This is a genomic window from Rufibacter hautae (assembly GCF_008271695.1).
Lineage (GTDB): Bacteria > Bacteroidota > Bacteroidia > Cytophagales > Hymenobacteraceae > Nibribacter > Nibribacter hautae.
The window spans coordinates 1,308,662-1,324,860 of sequence record NZ_VKKY01000001.1 but is presented as its reverse complement, the minus strand read 5'-3'; the positions used below and the strand labels follow the sequence as shown (position 1 = coordinate 1,324,860).

The 16,199-nt window shown below is 47.0% G+C and carries 13 protein-coding genes and 1 pseudogene; 1 reads left to right on the top strand and 13 read right to left on the bottom strand.

Annotated features, from left to right (window positions below):
• Positions 1–37: 37 nt before the first annotated feature.
• The 10 genes from FOA19_RS05000 to FOA19_RS04955 all read right to left on the bottom strand — a co-directional run bounded on the left by FOA19_RS05000 (position 38) and on the right by FOA19_RS04955 (position 9,406).
• Positions 38–2,008 carry a glycoside hydrolase family 172 protein gene (locus tag FOA19_RS05000; RefSeq protein ID WP_149089667.1) on the bottom strand — a complete coding sequence of 657 codons (1,971 nt, stop codon included), beginning with the start codon at positions 2,006–2,008 and terminating at the stop codon, positions 38–40.
• A gap of 293 nt (positions 2,009–2,301) precedes the next feature.
• Positions 2,302–2,853: a hypothetical protein gene (locus FOA19_RS04995; RefSeq protein WP_149089666.1), complete on the bottom strand. Its 552-nt coding sequence runs from the start codon at positions 2,851–2,853 to the stop codon at positions 2,302–2,304.
• A gap of 114 nt (positions 2,854–2,967) precedes the next feature.
• On the bottom strand, positions 2,968–3,387 hold the full coding sequence (locus FOA19_RS04990; RefSeq protein WP_149089665.1) for an SMI1/KNR4 family protein: 420 nt from the start codon (positions 3,385–3,387) through the stop codon (positions 2,968–2,970).
• 92 nt (positions 3,388–3,479) lie between these two features.
• Positions 3,480–4,409: a hypothetical protein gene (locus FOA19_RS04985; protein WP_149089664.1), complete on the bottom strand. Its 930-nt coding sequence runs from the start codon at positions 4,407–4,409 to the stop codon at positions 3,480–3,482.
• An 89-nt stretch (positions 4,410–4,498) separates the two neighbouring features.
• Complete coding sequence (locus tag FOA19_RS04980) at positions 4,499–5,041, bottom strand: hypothetical protein (protein ID WP_149089663.1); 543 nt, start codon at positions 5,039–5,041, stop codon at positions 4,499–4,501.
• Between the two features lie 177 nt (positions 5,042–5,218).
• Positions 5,219–6,094, bottom strand: coding sequence for an aldo/keto reductase (locus FOA19_RS04975; RefSeq protein ID WP_149089662.1), 876 nt, complete (start codon positions 6,092–6,094; stop codon positions 5,219–5,221).
• Between the two features lie 65 nt (positions 6,095–6,159).
• Positions 6,160–6,558 (bottom strand): helix-turn-helix domain-containing protein, encoded by a 399-nt coding sequence (locus FOA19_RS04970; protein ID WP_149089661.1) that lies wholly within the window; start codon positions 6,556–6,558, stop codon positions 6,160–6,162.
• Between the two features lie 134 nt (positions 6,559–6,692).
• On the bottom strand, positions 6,693–7,076 hold the full coding sequence (locus tag FOA19_RS04965) for an ankyrin repeat domain-containing protein (protein ID WP_149089660.1): 384 nt from the start codon (positions 7,074–7,076) through the stop codon (positions 6,693–6,695).
• Between the two features lie 99 nt (positions 7,077–7,175).
• A complete protein-coding gene (locus FOA19_RS04960; RefSeq protein WP_190300286.1) occupies positions 7,176–8,825 on the bottom strand; it encodes a S41 family peptidase in 1,650 nt (549 codons plus the stop codon).
• A gap of 62 nt (positions 8,826–8,887) precedes the next feature.
• On the bottom strand, positions 8,888–9,406 hold the full coding sequence (locus tag FOA19_RS04955; RefSeq protein ID WP_149089658.1) for a CPBP family intramembrane glutamic endopeptidase: 519 nt from the start codon (positions 9,404–9,406) through the stop codon (positions 8,888–8,890).
• A gap of 743 nt (positions 9,407–10,149) precedes the next feature.
• Here FOA19_RS04955 and FOA19_RS04950 point away from each other — a divergent pair.
• Positions 10,150–12,417 (top strand): TonB-dependent receptor, encoded by a 2,268-nt coding sequence (locus tag FOA19_RS04950; RefSeq protein ID WP_149089657.1) that lies wholly within the window; start codon positions 10,150–10,152, stop codon positions 12,415–12,417.
• A 467-nt stretch (positions 12,418–12,884) separates the two neighbouring features.
• Here the strand turns inward: FOA19_RS04950 and FOA19_RS04945 are convergent, their stop codons facing one another.
• From FOA19_RS04945 to FOA19_RS23745, 3 genes and pseudogenes are all read right to left on the bottom strand, one after another.
• Entirely contained in the window at positions 12,885–13,550 is a 666-nt protein-coding gene (locus FOA19_RS04945) for a hypothetical protein (protein WP_149089656.1), read from the bottom strand.
• Between the two features lie 116 nt (positions 13,551–13,666).
• Complete coding sequence (locus FOA19_RS04940; protein WP_149089655.1) at positions 13,667–14,563, bottom strand: DUF2268 domain-containing putative Zn-dependent protease; 897 nt, start codon at positions 14,561–14,563, stop codon at positions 13,667–13,669.
• Between the two features lie 153 nt (positions 14,564–14,716).
• Positions 14,717–16,057, bottom strand: a pseudogene (locus FOA19_RS23745) (M16 family metallopeptidase); the annotation flags it as partial.
• Positions 16,058–16,199: the final 142 nt, after the last annotated feature.

Here is a 16,199-nt window from a genome sequence, read left to right as displayed (position 1 = left end):
AACTACTCTGAAGTGCTTTCGGAAACCAGTTACTGCACTACGGCTTCTTTTCCTCTATTTTCTCAAAAAGGAAGCTGAAAACGCGCACCGAGGCGAGGTCTGCCGGTCTTTTGCGCAGAGTGATGGTTTTCAGGTCATCGGTGATTTCAATCTCTCCGGCATAGACGGTTTTCCCGCCTTCTTTGGGCATCTCAACATCCGTAGGAATCCAGCCGGAAACTTGGGAAGACCGCTGCCACACGCTGAACGGACTGGCCTGCTCGGTTTTGCCGTGCTCTACATACACCTTGTACCGGCCATTGTCCAAACCCTGCAACGACACCTGCACCACCGGAACGGCGTCTATGTCAATCTTGGCGGTCCAGGAATCAGAGGGCTTCAGCCCGAATACGATGGAAGGCTCCTGGTAGTCGGCGGTGGCCAGCCAGTAAAGCGAATACACCATGCCCTGGGGAGTTAATTTATGGCGCTGCGGAAGCCTGGTGATTTGGTCGTCTATCCTGATCTCGGAGTTCTCAAACTGGGGCTGGTCGGCGTAGAACAAGCCCACGGAGGTGTAATCTGTTTTGACGTTGATTTTGGCTTCGGGCTGGTGCTCTATCGTGAGCCGGAGCGAGTCCTGGAAGTTCAGCTTATCGGCAAGGTAGAAGCGGTAGCCGCCGGTGCGTGAGGTCATGAGGTCATAGGCCAAAGCCCCGTGGATGGGCAGGCTCAAGCCCTTGTCCCATTTATCGGTAACCGCATACCAACCACCGTTGAAGTAGTCTTCAGAGCCAGTGCCGTGCAGTTTCAGCTTGCCGTCAATAAAGGCGCGGTCATCGCCCTCAAAATAATAGGTGCTGCCTTCTTCCAGGCCCTGGGTCTGCAGAATGGTACCAATGTAATGCCCTCTACCTTTTACGTTGGCAATCAGGTGCGGAACGGCCTGCGGTATGTTGTACTGTCTTCTGGCCTGCGCATACAGTTTGCCTTCAGTAGCGGGGTTCCTTTTGTCCTCTGTGTAGTAGACAGTGCCTGAGAGGAGGATTTCCTCAGGGTCACCGGTTGTTCCTTTGTCGTACTTCAAACGCAGTTCCGCTGATGCGTCCACGGGCATGGGCAGGTACGAGTACAGCTTGTTTCGGTCAGAGCCCAGAAGCATGGATTGCATGGCCGGTTTCCCGAACGCAAACCCGAAGAAATTGTGCAGGGGCAACTCCAGCGCGTTCTTTGGCTCATTGTCCCAACGGGCCGTCAGCAGCACTTTGTGGTAGGCCTGCAGCAGGTCGCTTCCGGCGCCAAGTTCTATGCCCACTATGCGCCCGCCTTGCTTCAGGGCAAAGAGAGAGGCCTCGGCGCCCTTCTTCAGAACCACATTGACCTTCTGGGATTTTACTTTGTTTCCGTACAGTTGGAGCGGCGAGGCTTGCCTGCCCCAGGCAGCCGCAATTTTCTCCAAGGCATCTTTCTGCTGGTTTACCAGAGCCGTGGAGAACGAGCCCATTCTCTCTTTCTTCTCCAGGGTGCGGTACTGCAACTGATGGAAGCGCAGGTTCTTGCCCGTGTAAACGATCTTCAGTGATTTCTCATAGGGGATGGGCAGGTAGCAGTAGAACCCACCTAACTGGCTGCCCGAGAGCGGCGCCACAAATGGGAATTGTTTCCCGTTGAAAAGATTGATAAACGGAATGCTGATTCGGGGCTTCTTTTCCCCGTCAAAGTAGAATTTCACGGTGTCTGCCTCGGGGGTGGGCGTCCAGATGCGGTTCACTACGCCGGGACCTTTCAGATCGGCCAAGACCAGCCCTTCGGGTTCTTTCCTGATGGCTGAGTATTTCCCCGAGAAGCCATCATCATTGCCCCCGGTGCGGTCATAGCTGGATAACTGCTCCATATTGCCTGAGCGGTACAAAGGAAGCCGGGAGACATCTGCCAGGTTGAGCAACTCTTTGCGGTAGTTGTCATTCTGCGCAGACACATTCAAAAAAGCACCAAAGAAAAGGACGGTAATCAATAGTTGTTTCATCATACGGGTTAGGTAAATGGTTATTGATGTATGCTTTCCTGAACAAGACTTCCTTCGGCGGTGTGTGGCCGAATACCTATGGCGCGGGTTTTAGGGCTGTTTTTCTAATTATTGAAGGTAACGGTTTTTTGTGGGCTGCGGCAAGATTGTAGCTGGTAGTGGTGCTTCCAGTGCGTGAGGTCTCTGCTATTTCTTTTGTTGAATTTAGTGATGCTGTAAACTATTTGGACTATAAATGGACCAAACTTTAAGGCGTGATGGCGTTTGTTTTAGACTATTATGGCCTTAATTACAGATCACCAATTTGGTTTGTAGGGAGTAATATGGTCTACTCTAATTCTTTTCCAAAATGATTTTTGTCCGTCTCTTTCAAGTCCTCTAAACGAACCGTAATACGTCTCCGGTCTTTGTTCGTAGAACATGATGTCTCCGTTGCCTTGAACTTTGCCAAAGTATTTTCCGGTCTGTCCGCCATTTAGATCTTGGAACAGATCAATTCTGATTCTGTCGCCCTCTATAAAGTAATACCCAGGCGTTCCCTTTTCTGCATTATTAATCAGTTTGGCATCAGGCATTCCTTCACTTGAAATGAAAACCACCTGCCCTCCTGAGAAAAACCTGCAAAATTGATCACGTTTTTTCCAGCCTTCCGGATGCTTTCTATTTGTGCTGTCAAGGAAGTAAATGGCTGTAGTGTCAATTGCCCCCTTATCCAGCCCATTGTACTTTGGTCTATTGTATTTGAAAACCTTCGGGTTGTCCACTCTGTAACCACCCTCATCTGTTACGTGGTAAGAAACGCAAGATGAGATCAAAATCATAAGTACTACCGGAACAGATTTTGTCATATGAAGTCCGCGTTTGATTTATGAGATTACTGATAAGCGTACTAAGCTAAACGACGAGCGAAGCCGTCGGCCGAAGGCTGCCGGTTAGGTGTTGTTGGCAGCCTTTTTTCTTTTTTACACTTGCTCTTCAATCCAACATCTCTCAACCCAATCCAGAAAGTTTTCCCATTTCTCGTCGGTTGTACCATTGTGCGTCCAATATCTGACAATATATTCTGGTGCTTCTGAATTTAAGTCGAAACGATAGTAATCTCCATTGTCTTCCAAAAAAGGCAGTAGGTTTTCTGGTAGCCCGTATTCTCTTGCTTCGCTAACGGCTTTTATTAAATCCAAGTAGCTGCCGTCCTCAATAAGTCGGTAAGGCTCAAAAGTCCCGAAGAAGATGTCTGAATATTCAAGTTGGTATTCCACGTAAGAAGGCGGAAACTTTACTCCAAACTTTTCTTCTGCATTTTTCACGTCCTCTTCTACTGGTAGTGCGGGCGATTTAGGAACTGGTTTGTTTAAAGATTTTAGCCTTTCTAAAATTTCCATTTTTATGTTAGTTGCCTGCAAACGGCCTCGTGCATTAGGCGTGCGAGGCCATCGGTAATAGCATGGCTTATGCACAATGTTGTGAGATGTAGTTATTTGTAGGTAATGGTTTCTATTGAGATCCTTCTGTTTTCAGAAAAGACAGTTTTGCTTGTTAGCTTACCAGCGGAGTTATACTTGTATACAAACTCGTCACCTGCCATTGTGTCTCCCTTTGATTTTGAAATATCTATAGTAGTGCTCTTACTTCTTATTATCTTACCTGCCTTATTATAAAAATTCACACCCCTCATTACCTTGGACCCGTTTTTGTCTGTCATTTCCCATTCTTCAACCTGCCCTCTACTATTTATTTTGCTGTGGGTATATCCTTCCACATTCCCTTCCTTATCAAATCGGGTCTCAATTATCGAATCTCTGCTGTGGCGGAATTTAGTTACTATCCTATCTGCCGCTCCCTTATAGTAGATAGAGTCCAAGGTAGCCGTATTCCTGGCGAATGATGCTTCCAGCCCAACGTGTAGGTATGTGATGGTCTCTTTTATTTTGCGGCCGATTTTATCATACTCATATGTTTTCTCCGTGTCCAAGGTGCCTGAGCCCCAGGCAAAATTGCTGCTTCTTACTCTGTAAAGTCGGTCTTGCTTATATTCATAGGTGGTGAGATGATAAAAGTCGTCAAGCAAAGCTGGGACATGGTCCTGTACCTTTTCATCATATGAATAAATTCGCCCGTGTGATTCTGTGGATTCAAGCCGCCCCTCTTTGCCGTACCTGTTCTTTTCCCAATGTACCTTTACCCCATTCTCATAAGTGTCGCTCCTAGTGACTTTACCTGAAGGGGTAATTTCATAGACTGTCCTGCTGTTGGTGCTATCAGAGGGAGAGGAGTAATTAGTGTGGTTAGAAGTAATTAGCTGTAGCCCTTTTAACTCTTGGGGACTGAACTCAAAGCCACTCACCTGCCCAAGGCTCACAGCCCAGGGAGAAAGTATTAGTACCAAAAGAATTAAATTTTTCATTTCTATCTAGGCCCCACATGGTTAGTATAAACAACGAGCAAGGCCGTCGGCCAAGGCTACCTTTTCCACCATGTTGGCGATCATTATTTCTATTTCATCCAATCAGCATTGAATCTACTGACGAAGAAAGTGTCAACTGAAAGACCATTTTTATCTTCAAAATGGCAATTAATTTTCATTCTCCACCTCTCTTTAATTTCTTTTTCAGTGAATTGAAGTTTTTTAGTTGTTAAATGAAAATAAGCTGTGTCACCCGAAATAGACTTTACTTCAAAGCCATTGGTAAAGTCAAAGGGAGATACTTTGTTTGTAGTGTCAAGGAAAAAAGTTTTGGAGTATTTCAAATTTTCTTTTTCTGCCAAATTCTTAAACATGGAGTCTACAATCCAGATTTTGGCAGTAACTAATATAAACCCGTCGGATGAACCTAAAATGATTCTACCATCGGCTTTCTCAAATTCTTTGAGCGGCCTTTTTTCAAAGGCTGGGTAATATCTGGATTTGGTAATATTAAGGTACTCTTTTCCGTTTACAGTAAATGATGGCAGTTGTGGTTCCTGAACTGTGTCTATCCTGCTGTTACAGGAAAAAACTATTAGAATCAAGGCAGCAAAATGAAGTGACTTTTTCATTCTATTATTTTATGCCTGCTAACGGTTTAGAGCTTGGAGTTGTAGGGTAAATCAGGGAACTTCAGCCCATTCATTTTTAAAGATAAATTCAAGTACGATACTTGAGCCTTTATTCTTCAACCTCCCTATAACGCCAAATCCATGTTACCTGCAGGGCTTTGGTAATGTGCTAAGAACTTACCCAAGAAAATCCATTTCTCCTAGGGAAAGCGTAATCAAAGTTGCGGCAATATTCTCTTCCAGGTGTTTGATAGAGGTTGTCCCGGGAATTGGTAAAATCCATTCTGATTTGTGCAAGAGCCAAGCGATATTCAGCTGAGCAACAGTAATAGCATGAGCATCTGCAACCTGCTTCAGTTTTTGCTGTTCTACAGGAAGTGAAGTTTGCAACGAGAAAAATGGAATAAACGGAATTCCCTTTTGTTCGCAAAGTTCCAATACTTCACCTCCCTGAAAACCAAAAGGACTGTTGGGGTCAGTGGTTCTCTGGGCATAGCTGTATAAATTCTCAACCGTTGCAATTTCGGCTTTGCTTGTGGCAAATCTAAATTGCTCTACTGTAATATTCGTCAATCCTAAATGCAGGATTTTCCCTTCTTTTTGGAGTTCAAGTACTGCGCCCAGTGCCTCATCATACGTCTCGGGACTGCCTGCTGATTTCCCCAGGTGAACAAGTGGAAGTTGTTCTAATCTCAGTTCTTTAAGGTTATTGTCAATACTTCTCCTTAATTCCTCGGGTTTGCTATAAGGTTGCCAACTTTTATCTTTTCCGCGGATACTGCCAACTTTTGTTGCAATAATAAGGTCTGGTGAATACGGGTAAAAAGCATCTGCCAATAATTTGTTGGTGACGCCAGGACCATAAAAATCGGCAGTGTCAAAAAAATTAACTCCTAGCTCAGCGGCTCTTCTTAATAATTTTACTGCTTCGTTTCGGTCGGCTGGTTCACCAAAAAAATCTTGTCCCGTCAAACGCATTGTTCCGTAACCTGGTTTTCTAGCTACCAATGGGTTCTCAGTCCCCTTTCCGATAATAATTTCTTGCATCTTCATATTTTCGTTATGTATCCTGCAAAATTATAACTGGGTACAGGTAGGAAAATGGTGAAGTGTTCAGATTAAATGGTGAGGTGTTCAGTTTTTTGGTTTAGAGTTTCCTCCCGAAACTGTTTGGGCGTTTTTCCTGTAAACCGCTTGAAAAATTTAGTAAAGTTTGAGGGGTCGTAGGTAAGTAAATTTGCAATAGAGGAGATGTTCATTTTATCATCCACAATCATTTGCTTGGCTGCAACCAATATTTTGCCTTCAAATAAATCACAGGGGCTCTTACCAGTAACTAATTTAACTGTGTTTGTTAAATGACGCGGGTGAATATGCAACGCATCTGCGATTTCATTGATTTCAACCATTTTTTCGGTTGTACCATTGATAAGTTCGAATAGGTTTTTGTCCAATTCGTTCAAAAAAACTTCAGTTATCTCTCGTTGTCTTACTGAAGTATGTTGAAGTGACGCCATATTCTATATTTTGCTGAATAAATAGTTTTGTCATTAGCGGGGATGCTATGGTTTAAGCCTTGCAGGTAACGGTTGGTGTAAGTGACGGCGAGCCGTCGACAGCTGGCGTTTACAAAATGTTAGCACCTGTTATTTTAAAAAAATTGCCTGACATTATAGTTGCTTATGGTATTGGCTAACTCTTCAGGGCTTATTCCACTATTGTTTTTCTCGTATCTGTCGGCTCTGTTATGCAAAAGCAACTGAATGAATTCACCTCTTCCGTTTGAAGAGAAGGCTGCTCTCCATAAAACGTTATTCCCAAAGTTGTCTTTAGCATTTATGTCGGCACCTCTTGATAAAAGCGTCTGACCAATTTCAACCGCTAAGTATTGAGCGGCATAATGCAAGAGTGTCCATCCTTTTCCGTCTTTAAAGTTTAAGTCGGTTGGGTCCTTCTCTAATATTACTGAAAATTCTTGGCTTTTATTGTTCACTATACAGGACACCAGTTTTTCAAATACTGGATTCTTTTTCATATGCAGTTTTTCTATTTATAATTAGTGCTAACGTACTTGTGGAAACGACGGCGAGGCCGTCGGCCGCTGCTGACGTTTACACGTTGTTGGCAACAGTATTTATTTATTTTTAGTCGCCAATTCAATAGCCCGTTCAAGTATTTCATCTTTGCCATCAACAGTCCCTTGAAGGGTTGGTTTGATTTCAATATCGATTTTCACACCCTTTCTTTGTATCGGGGCCATGTTTGGATAGAAGATGGCACTACTCGTAAAGTAGGACTTGTAACCTCCTACAAACTCCTGGGGAACCATCGTTCCGCCTGCTCCTGCTGTTTGGCTGCCTACCGTTTTTACATGGTATCCATTCTGTAGCCACATGGCGGTATATTCGGCCCTGCTTTGCGTGTATTCGTCAACAAGAACTAGAACTTCACCTGTGAACTTGGGGTCCCCTTTAGAAACTATAGTATGATTGGATAAAATAAACTTACCAGGAAACCTAAAATCAGGCTTTGCTACTTTATTCGTTTCTGCGTTTCTCACCCCCAGAAAGTCCCTGAAATGGTAACCATAAAATTCTTTAGGGTAACCTCTCAGATCTATAATGATGGCTTTGGCGCTTACCAGACTATTAAGGGCATCAGCAAGTTCTTTCTCATTAATGATTCCCAGTTTAATATAACCAATGTTATCTTGAAGAACCTTCCACGATTTTTGATTAGTACCATACTTAAATTGGTCAAATGAGTACCTTGCTAGCTTTCGGTCCTTGGTTTTCCCACCCCTCGTAATTTCAACGTTGACACTGTCCGAAGAGCCATTTAGGATTTTGACAGTAGCATGTTTTAGTTTGGACTGATAGTTTGATCCATTACAATAATTTAGATTCTGCTTCAATACCTCAGCTACTTCAACACCTTCCACTTTGCTTATGACGTCCCCTACCTTTATGTCATTTAAGTTGGCCAGTGCATTGTCATAAATGCCCGTTATTATAATCTGATCATCAATGATTCTGAAAGCCGCTGGAATTTGTTTTAAACCGAAATGCTCATTTAGTACATCGGTTGTAAAGTAGCCATGACTGTCATCAATCTTTACCACAAGCTCCAGCATGGTCAAGTGGTACGCTAATTCAGAAGCTGGGGAGGAAAATTTAGGAAGCATCTGGGAGAGAACCACATCCCATTTCGTGTCTAGTTGATACTTGTGGGGATAGAAATACTCGATTATATTCCAGTACCTAAATAAAGACAGGAGACGTAATGGCCTGTTTGTCCAGACGAAGTTGTCATATGGTTTTTCATTCGAGATAACAAGGCTGGAACTTCGACCCTCGGTAGTTACATAAAAAGGTTTCCCCTGAAACCTGTTTTGTTCTATGAACTTAAGTTTTTCCGTGAGCTCTTTGGTGAATATCTTGTTGTTTTCAAACCAAGTCAAATCAAAATTTTTATCGAACTGTGCTGATTGAGGAATTGTCTGACATTTTCTGCACAACTTAATTCCGCCTAGAGACTCGATCCATGCTACAAAGATGCCAGACAACTCCTCTTTTCTGCTGGCCTTTTCTATGGAGGGTAAGATTACCAGTAACTGATTGTCCCAGTCTAACTTTCCGTTGGCAACATTCGGGTGGTAATACTTCAGAAACCCCCAGATTTTTGCAGTTGCTGTTAGTTTTTCTGTATCAGATAAGTTGTTTTGAGCATTTACAGTTTTGAAACTAATTATGATACTCAGGAGAACTAGAATTATATTTTTCATCTTGATATTACCGCTAACGGGCTCGTGTAAGCGGCTGCGAGGCTGTCGGCCGAGGATGCCGTTTACGCAATGTTGTGTGAAGTATTTCTTAGTTCTTGGTATCTCATTCTCCTTGATAAAATATACCATATTACTGCAAACAGAAGAATTGAAAGACCAACAGCAATTGACTGATTGAGTTGGTTGCCGAAAACTTGCTGCATCGGGGTGTCAATTAGATATGAGGTGCCGAAATACTTTCCAAACAGAGAAAAAAATAGGTTGTTGGAAATATGCATGACTATGGGCAGTAATAAGTTGTTTGTTCTCCAATAAATCCAGCCACTAATAATTCCTATTCCAAAGGCTCCAAGGAACTGCCAAGGATTCAAATGCACAAAGCCAAAGATAAGGCTGGAAACCACTATCGCTTTGGCGGGGTTGTACTGGCAAAGCAGCCCTTTCAGGATTACCCCTCTGAATATAATTTCCTTTAAAACAGGCGCAATTAGTGCAGCAGTAAGTAGGGAAAGCCAAGTTATGTTGTTTTCTGAAGGTTCAAACGCCCCAGAGAGAAAATCAGGTGTTGGAATTAAATACATAAAGTGCGAAGTAATCCCGAAAACCAACAAGATAGGCCACAGGGCAACCAAAGGAGCATATTCTATATAGGTGGAGCCTATTGCAACTTTAAATTCGTTGGCTTTCTATTTGTAGATTCTAATAGCAAACGCCGCTGATAAACCCATGCCTATCGTATAGCCGAGAAATTCAGCCAAGCCTTCATTAAGTGGGAGAGTTTTGAAAATCACCAAGGCTGTTGGAGCAATCAGTATGGTAACCAATAAAATGATTAGGCAATCTTTGATTCTTAGTCCTTTATTCATAATCTATATTTCACACAACTACCGTGTAAACGGAACTCCTCCGTTTATCTACCCTATATGCGGGCCAAACCTCCGTTTACACGCCCACCGTTGGTAGGATAAACGGAACTGCACTGCCGAATATAGTATATAGTTTCCAGCCTATGAAGTGCATGCGCAGCCATATGGTTGTTCAATAAGCAAGACGACAAGCAAGGGGACTCAGCTAGGCTGGATGATTTCCGGTGAGTGTGTCTAGTAAAGGCCAAGTAGCAAATCCGCGGTTGCCAAACCTTGGATGGGTAAAGCTAGATGTTTTTCATAGGTTTGTACCGCCGCCTGGCACCAGATTCCGTAAGCAACTCCGGCAGAGACGGGGCAGGGTACGCACCTTGTTCTAAGCCTGATTTCGTGAAAACAGCACTAAAACAGTCAGCCTTTGCTGTTTCCTCCATCTGATTGCCCTTGAATTCAATCCCATGAAATACCTTTTCGCTTTTGTTTTCCTTCTTTCGTTTTTCCCGGCTTGGGCGCAGGTAACCGTAGAAGGGCGCGTGTTAGATGCCCGTTCTCAGCAGCCGCTGGAAGGTGTTACTGTGAGTGAGGGCGCCACCGGAGCTCAGGTGCTCACCAATGCCGCCGGGCAGTTCAGGATGGTGCTGGCCTCTCGTTTTGACACGCTGTTGGTCCAGCACGAAACCAGCCACCGTCTGCAGAAATTGGTAGTGCCGCAGAGCAAGAAGCCGTTGGTGATTCTGCTGGAGCCCCTGGCGGTGAACCTGCAGGAAGTGGTGGTAAGGGGGTACGAAACCCGCCGACCCTTGCAGAAGACCGCCGGCGCCATAGGGTTGCTTTCAACCCGTGACCTGGAGCGGTTCTCACAGACCACGCTGGTACCGGCGCTGAATACCCTGCCCGGCGTGCGGATGGAAGAACGGGCCACGGCCAGTTACCGCATCTCCATCAGGGGAAGTTCGCTGCGGGCCCCGTACGGCGTGCGCAACGTAAAAATCTACCTGAACGAGGTGCCGTTGGTGGAAGCAAACGGGACCATTCCCCTGAACATGCTGGACCCTGGTATCATCGGGAACATAGAAGTCATCAAAGGGCCGGGTGGAAGTGTGTACGGCGCCGGTACGGGGGGCACCATCTTGATGGAGACCGTGCGTCCGGTAGAAAGCAGCGTCATGGCAGGGGTACAGGTAGGCTCTTTTGGGTTGCGTAGAGGATTTGTTGGTGCCAGCGTGGCCTCAGAGAAATCAAACCTGCTGCTGCGCTTTGACCGCCAGACCCTGGACGGCTACCGCGAGCAAAGTGCCATGGACCGCAAAACCCTGCTGCTTTCGGGGCAGTTTTACCCGTCGCAGAAACAAACCTTGTCTTTCCATGCTTTGTACTCAGATCTGTTCTACGAGCTTCCCGGTGCGCTCACCCGTGAGCAATTTGCCGCTAATCCACGGGCGGCGCGGCAGTTGAACAAAGACCAGAACGCCTCGCTCAACCTGAAGGGCCTGAACCTGGGGTTTGTGCACAACTACCAGTTCAATGACCGCTGGAGCAACACCACTTCCTTGTTTGGCGTGTTCAGCTTCCTCAACCACCCCTTCGTGACCGATTATGAACGCAACCTGAACCAGAGCTTCGGCGGTCGGACGCGCACCACCTACCGGACAGACATAGGCAGCCTGCCCACCCGCTTTACCCTAGGGGCCGAGGGGCAGCGCCGTTTTGTGAATGCCCGCCAGTACGTGAACAACGCTGGTACGCCCGGTCCCCTGAACTATGACGATGAAGTGACCGTGAAAGAAGGCTTTGTGTTCGGCCAGGCCGAGGTGGATTTGCCGGCGAACTTCCTGCTCACGCTGGGCGCTAGCCTCAATTCGCTTCGGTATGATCTGGTCCGCGTTTCCGATGCCAGCACTAACCCCGAGGGGTATAAACAGACCCGCAACATTGACGCGCAGTTCTCGCCGCGCGTTGGTTTGGTGAAAGTGATCTCGCCCACTTTATCGGCGCACGCCAGCGTGAGCGCGGGGTTCTCGCCGCCCACTGAGGCCGAGGTGCGCCCCTCAGATGCCAGCATCAACCTTTCCTTGCAGCCCGAGCGCGGCACTAATTACGAAGCCGGGGTAAGAGGAAGCCTGTTCAACCAGCGGTTCACGTATGATGTGGTCGCTTTCCATTTCAAGCTGCAGGAAACCATCGTGAGCCGTACCACGCCCTCTGGGGTAGCCGTCTTCGCGAACGCCGGGGCTACGAAACAGCAAGGGGTGGAAGTAGCGCTGGGGTATGCCCTTGTGCAGGCGCCGGACCATGCGTTGCGTTTGCTGCGGCTCTGGGGTTCTTATACCTACAACCGGTTCCGGTTCCAGAACTACCAGCAGAACGAGAATGATTTCTCGGGCAATCGCCTCACCGGTACCGCTCCGCACGTAGCCGTGGCCGGCCTGGATGTGGAAAGCCGACTTGGCCTGTACCTCAACGCCACCGCCAACTATTCAGATGAAATCCCGCTGAACGATGCCAATACGGTGTACGCCCCAGACTACTTCATCTTAGGGGCCCGCACCGGTCTCCGGCGCACCTTTGCGCAGACCTGGCACCTGGACCTGTACGGCGGCGTAGACAACGCCACTGACCGCGATTACAGCCTGGGGAATGACTTGAACGCCTTCGGGAACCGCTACTTCCAGGCCGCACCCGGCCGCAACTTCTATACGGGCCTGCAACTGCGGAAGAGCTTTTAAGGTGATTGTCTACACCTTATATCTGTTTCGGCTTGATTTATTAAAAACGAGCTTAAAACGTCTCTCAAGTTCTCCGTTCAAATCTCTGCCTGGTGGAGCACGATGATCTCAATAGTAGATCCAATGTAGAGACCAGGCACTGCCTTGTCTCTGCTTCCATTCCTTCGTAAACCCTGAAAAATTTTGTAGGCCTTTGCCCAAATCTTTCAGGGGTAATTCATTTTGGTGGGATTCTTCCCTGTAACAGACTCAGCAAAGCTGGTTTTAGGCTTTCGCCTCACTGAAGTTGAAAACTTCAGCCCGTGTTAGGTCCAAGTTGAAAACTTGAACCAGAGGAATTCTTTAACCAGAGGAATCAAAGAGTGCAACTGCGGAAGCGTTTTTAGCCTGTTTTCTTTAAATCGGCCTTAAAATCAGGTAGAAGAATTCTTTGGCAAGACAGCGAAGCGGGAAACAGAGTAATTTTTCTAAAGCTGGGCCACGCGGGTATAGGTTTCCATTTGCCGGAAGCCGCCTTGCCTCAGAAACTTCCGGAGGTCTTTTTGGGAGGGATTGGCCAGGAACACCTTGCCGGTTTCGCGCAGGGGAATAATCTCCTCCAGTTTCACGCGGTCTACCGAGTCATCCAGGTACTGCAGCCTAATGTGATTGCGGCCCTGCCTACTCAAGCAGAAAACCTTCCAGCGGTTGGGTTCAATCTGTTGGTTCAGGAAATACATGCCTTTGAAGGAACGCAGCCGGTGGGTGGCATTCTGCGCGAACAGCGTATCCAGGATGGTTACCTGGAGGTAAAGCGAGTCTGGGGTGCGGCGCACGATGGGCAAGCCTTCGGGGAAATCTTTGCGGAAGAGCCGGCCATTTTCCAATCTGTAGGGAATAGAATCATCTTGTAACTCCTGCATCGCCGCGGGCAAAACGAACTGCAATCTCTGCACCAGCGCCGAGGACGTGAGCAGGAGGGTGGTGGAGTCCTGGGCGTTGAAATACTGCCCCCAAAGCGCCTTCGGGAAAGCGGTTTCTTCTGTACCGGTCAAAGGCTGCGGCTGCTCAAACTGCAAAGCCGGGTCTGAGGAGCAGGCGTTGAACCCGGCCACCAGAAAAACAAAGGCGCAGAAAAGGAGAAGTCTTGGCATGGCAGCTTAGGTACTCTTTTAATGCTGAATTAAGGCAGAAGTAACCCGTTCAATTTCAATGATATGCCTGAGCTAGGGTGCGCCTTAGTGTGCTGTAGCTTTAGTTGTGTGAAGTTTTATTTATCAGGTTGATACCCGCTCTTTTTTAGGAATTCTTTGCAATCCTGGATGTTCAGGATGTCATAAACCGCCTTCTTCTTGTCAGACGCTTTTTCATAATATGCTTTGGTAATGGCATACCCAATATAGTAGCCCATATCCGCAGGTCTGTCATCCTTTCTTTTTCCGGCATTTAACCAATTAGCGAAATCATCATTTTCGCCTAACTCCATGTCTCGCAGAAAGTCCTTCTTCAGGCTTGCTTCCCTGCCTTCTGCATATCTGTAAGGTTCTTGAGAAGCAACTTTCCCTGAAATCAATTCACCCAGGAAATCTGCACTTCCCTCAATAATACATTGCTCCAACAAGATTTTATACTTGTATGGAATATTCTGGTTTGCGTGAACAAGTTCGTGAGCAACTAAATAAGGGATATTGGAGAGCTCATTCATTTCAGCGCCAATAATTTGCTCAGCTTTAAGGGAAACCCCTCCTGTGTTAAACCGTCCGATAACGAAATATAACGGTGGGAATTTTGCCTTGGGATATAGGTACTCAAAGGAATAATAAACTGCCTTACACTGTGGCACCACTTTCTCTATACTTAGGGTTTGTTCACGAACTCTGAGATACTCCGATCGCTTTTTTTGGACCGTTCCAAAAAGGGAGTCTGCATTCACTATCCTATTATGGTCAATAAAATGCTTTACACCATTGCTTCCTGGTCTGATGTAGTACTTTTCAAACGCCTGGCTTCCCTCTTGGCTACTCCGGTCAAATGCTTTCCAAAAATTGATGATGTCTTTGTAGACGATGACAGCCGAGTCCGGATCGTTGGTAATTGGGGCTGGCAAATTCTGGGCATGGCAGAAGGTTGACAGAAAAACGAAAAATAATCCGAAGGGAATCCTCATCAGCTGGAAGTAAACTTGTTAGAGAAGGTTCCATAAATTACAATTATATATTGGATTTACGATGTAAAATGAAAAAAGGCGTTTCCGGGGTCTTTTCCCGAAAACGCCTTTAAAATGGATTTACTTTATGCAGGTAAACCGGTGAGAATTAGCCTAGAAAACGCGGCCTTGCACTTTGGCTTTGCGACCTTTTTTCACCGGCTCTTCTTTCTTCACTTCCGGGGTGGCCGGGGCAGTGGCTTTGGCCAATACCGGGCCTCCGTCAGAATCCAGTTCTACCACGTCGTAGCCTAGTTTCTCCAAACCTGGTTTGATAGCGGCTTTGTCGCCCACCAGCATAATGCTCATGTTGTCTACCGGCAGGTACTTTTTGGCCAGCGCGTTGATCTCCTCCTTGGTGATGTTCTGCAGGATCTCGTTCTGCTTAGCCACATAGTCAGGCGTCAGGTTGTAGCGCAGCATGTTGTTTAAGAAGGCCGCTTTCTGGAACGAAGTCTCATACCGGCGGGCATCCGCCTGCCCGATGGCGTTCTTCATGAAGGCCAACTCGGCATCGGTGATTCCTTCTTCTCTAAAGCGCTTGATCTCTTTCATGAACTCCACTACTGAGGCATCAGATGCGTTGGAACGCACGCCAGCGGAAGCGGTGAACGGACCAGCCTCTTCGGTGCCGTTGAAGCCGGAGCGGGCGCCGTAGGTGTAGCCTTTGTCTTCGCGCAGGTTCAGGTTGATGCGGCTGTTGAAGGCCCCACCCAACACGTAGTTCATCAGGTTAGCTTTGTAGTACTCGCCCGTGGCATCAAAAGGAAGCGCCATGTACCCGATTCTGATCTCAGACTGGGCGGCTTTCTCTTTGTCTACGATGAAGATCTTGGTCTTGTCAATGCTGGCCGCCTTGAAGTCAGACGGCATGGTCACCTGCTTTGGCGTCCACTTGTTCAGGAACGCCAGTTTAGGCATCACTTGCTTTTGGTCTACATCACCTACTACCACCAGGTTGGTCACGCTTGGCGAGAAGTAGTTCGCGTAGAATTTCTTCACGTCATCCAGGTTGATGCTTTCCACGGTTTGCACAGTGCCCACCACCGGAATTGCGCGGATGTTGCCTTCGCCGTACAGCATTTTGTTGTACACGTTGTCGGCTACCACGGTAGGTTGGGTGCTCTGGTTTCTGATGGCTTCCAGGCGCTGCTTCTTGATGCGGTCAAACTCAGCCGCGTCAAAACGAGGACGGAACATGCGCTCTTCCAGCAAAGCCAACGTAGCATCCAGGTTCTTCACCTGGGAAGACACCGAAACGGTCATGCTTTCTGCGCCACTTCCGAAACCAATAGAGGAGCCCAGTTTCTCCAGCTCGGTGCTGATCTGCTCAGCGGTGAATTTTTGCGAAGACTCGTTCAGCATAGAAGCCGTCAAAGAAGCAATACCCGCTTTGGACGGATCGTTGGCTTCCAGTTTGTGCCCGCCTTGCAGCGTGAACAACAGGGTCACGGTTGGTACTTCGTCAGACTTGGCACCGATTACTTTGATACCATTGGCCAGGCTTTCTTTCCAGAACGGAGGCACGGTGATGGCCGGAACGGCACCCGCGGCCGGACGCTTGCTGCGGTCAAAGTTATCTTTCGCTTTTACGTAT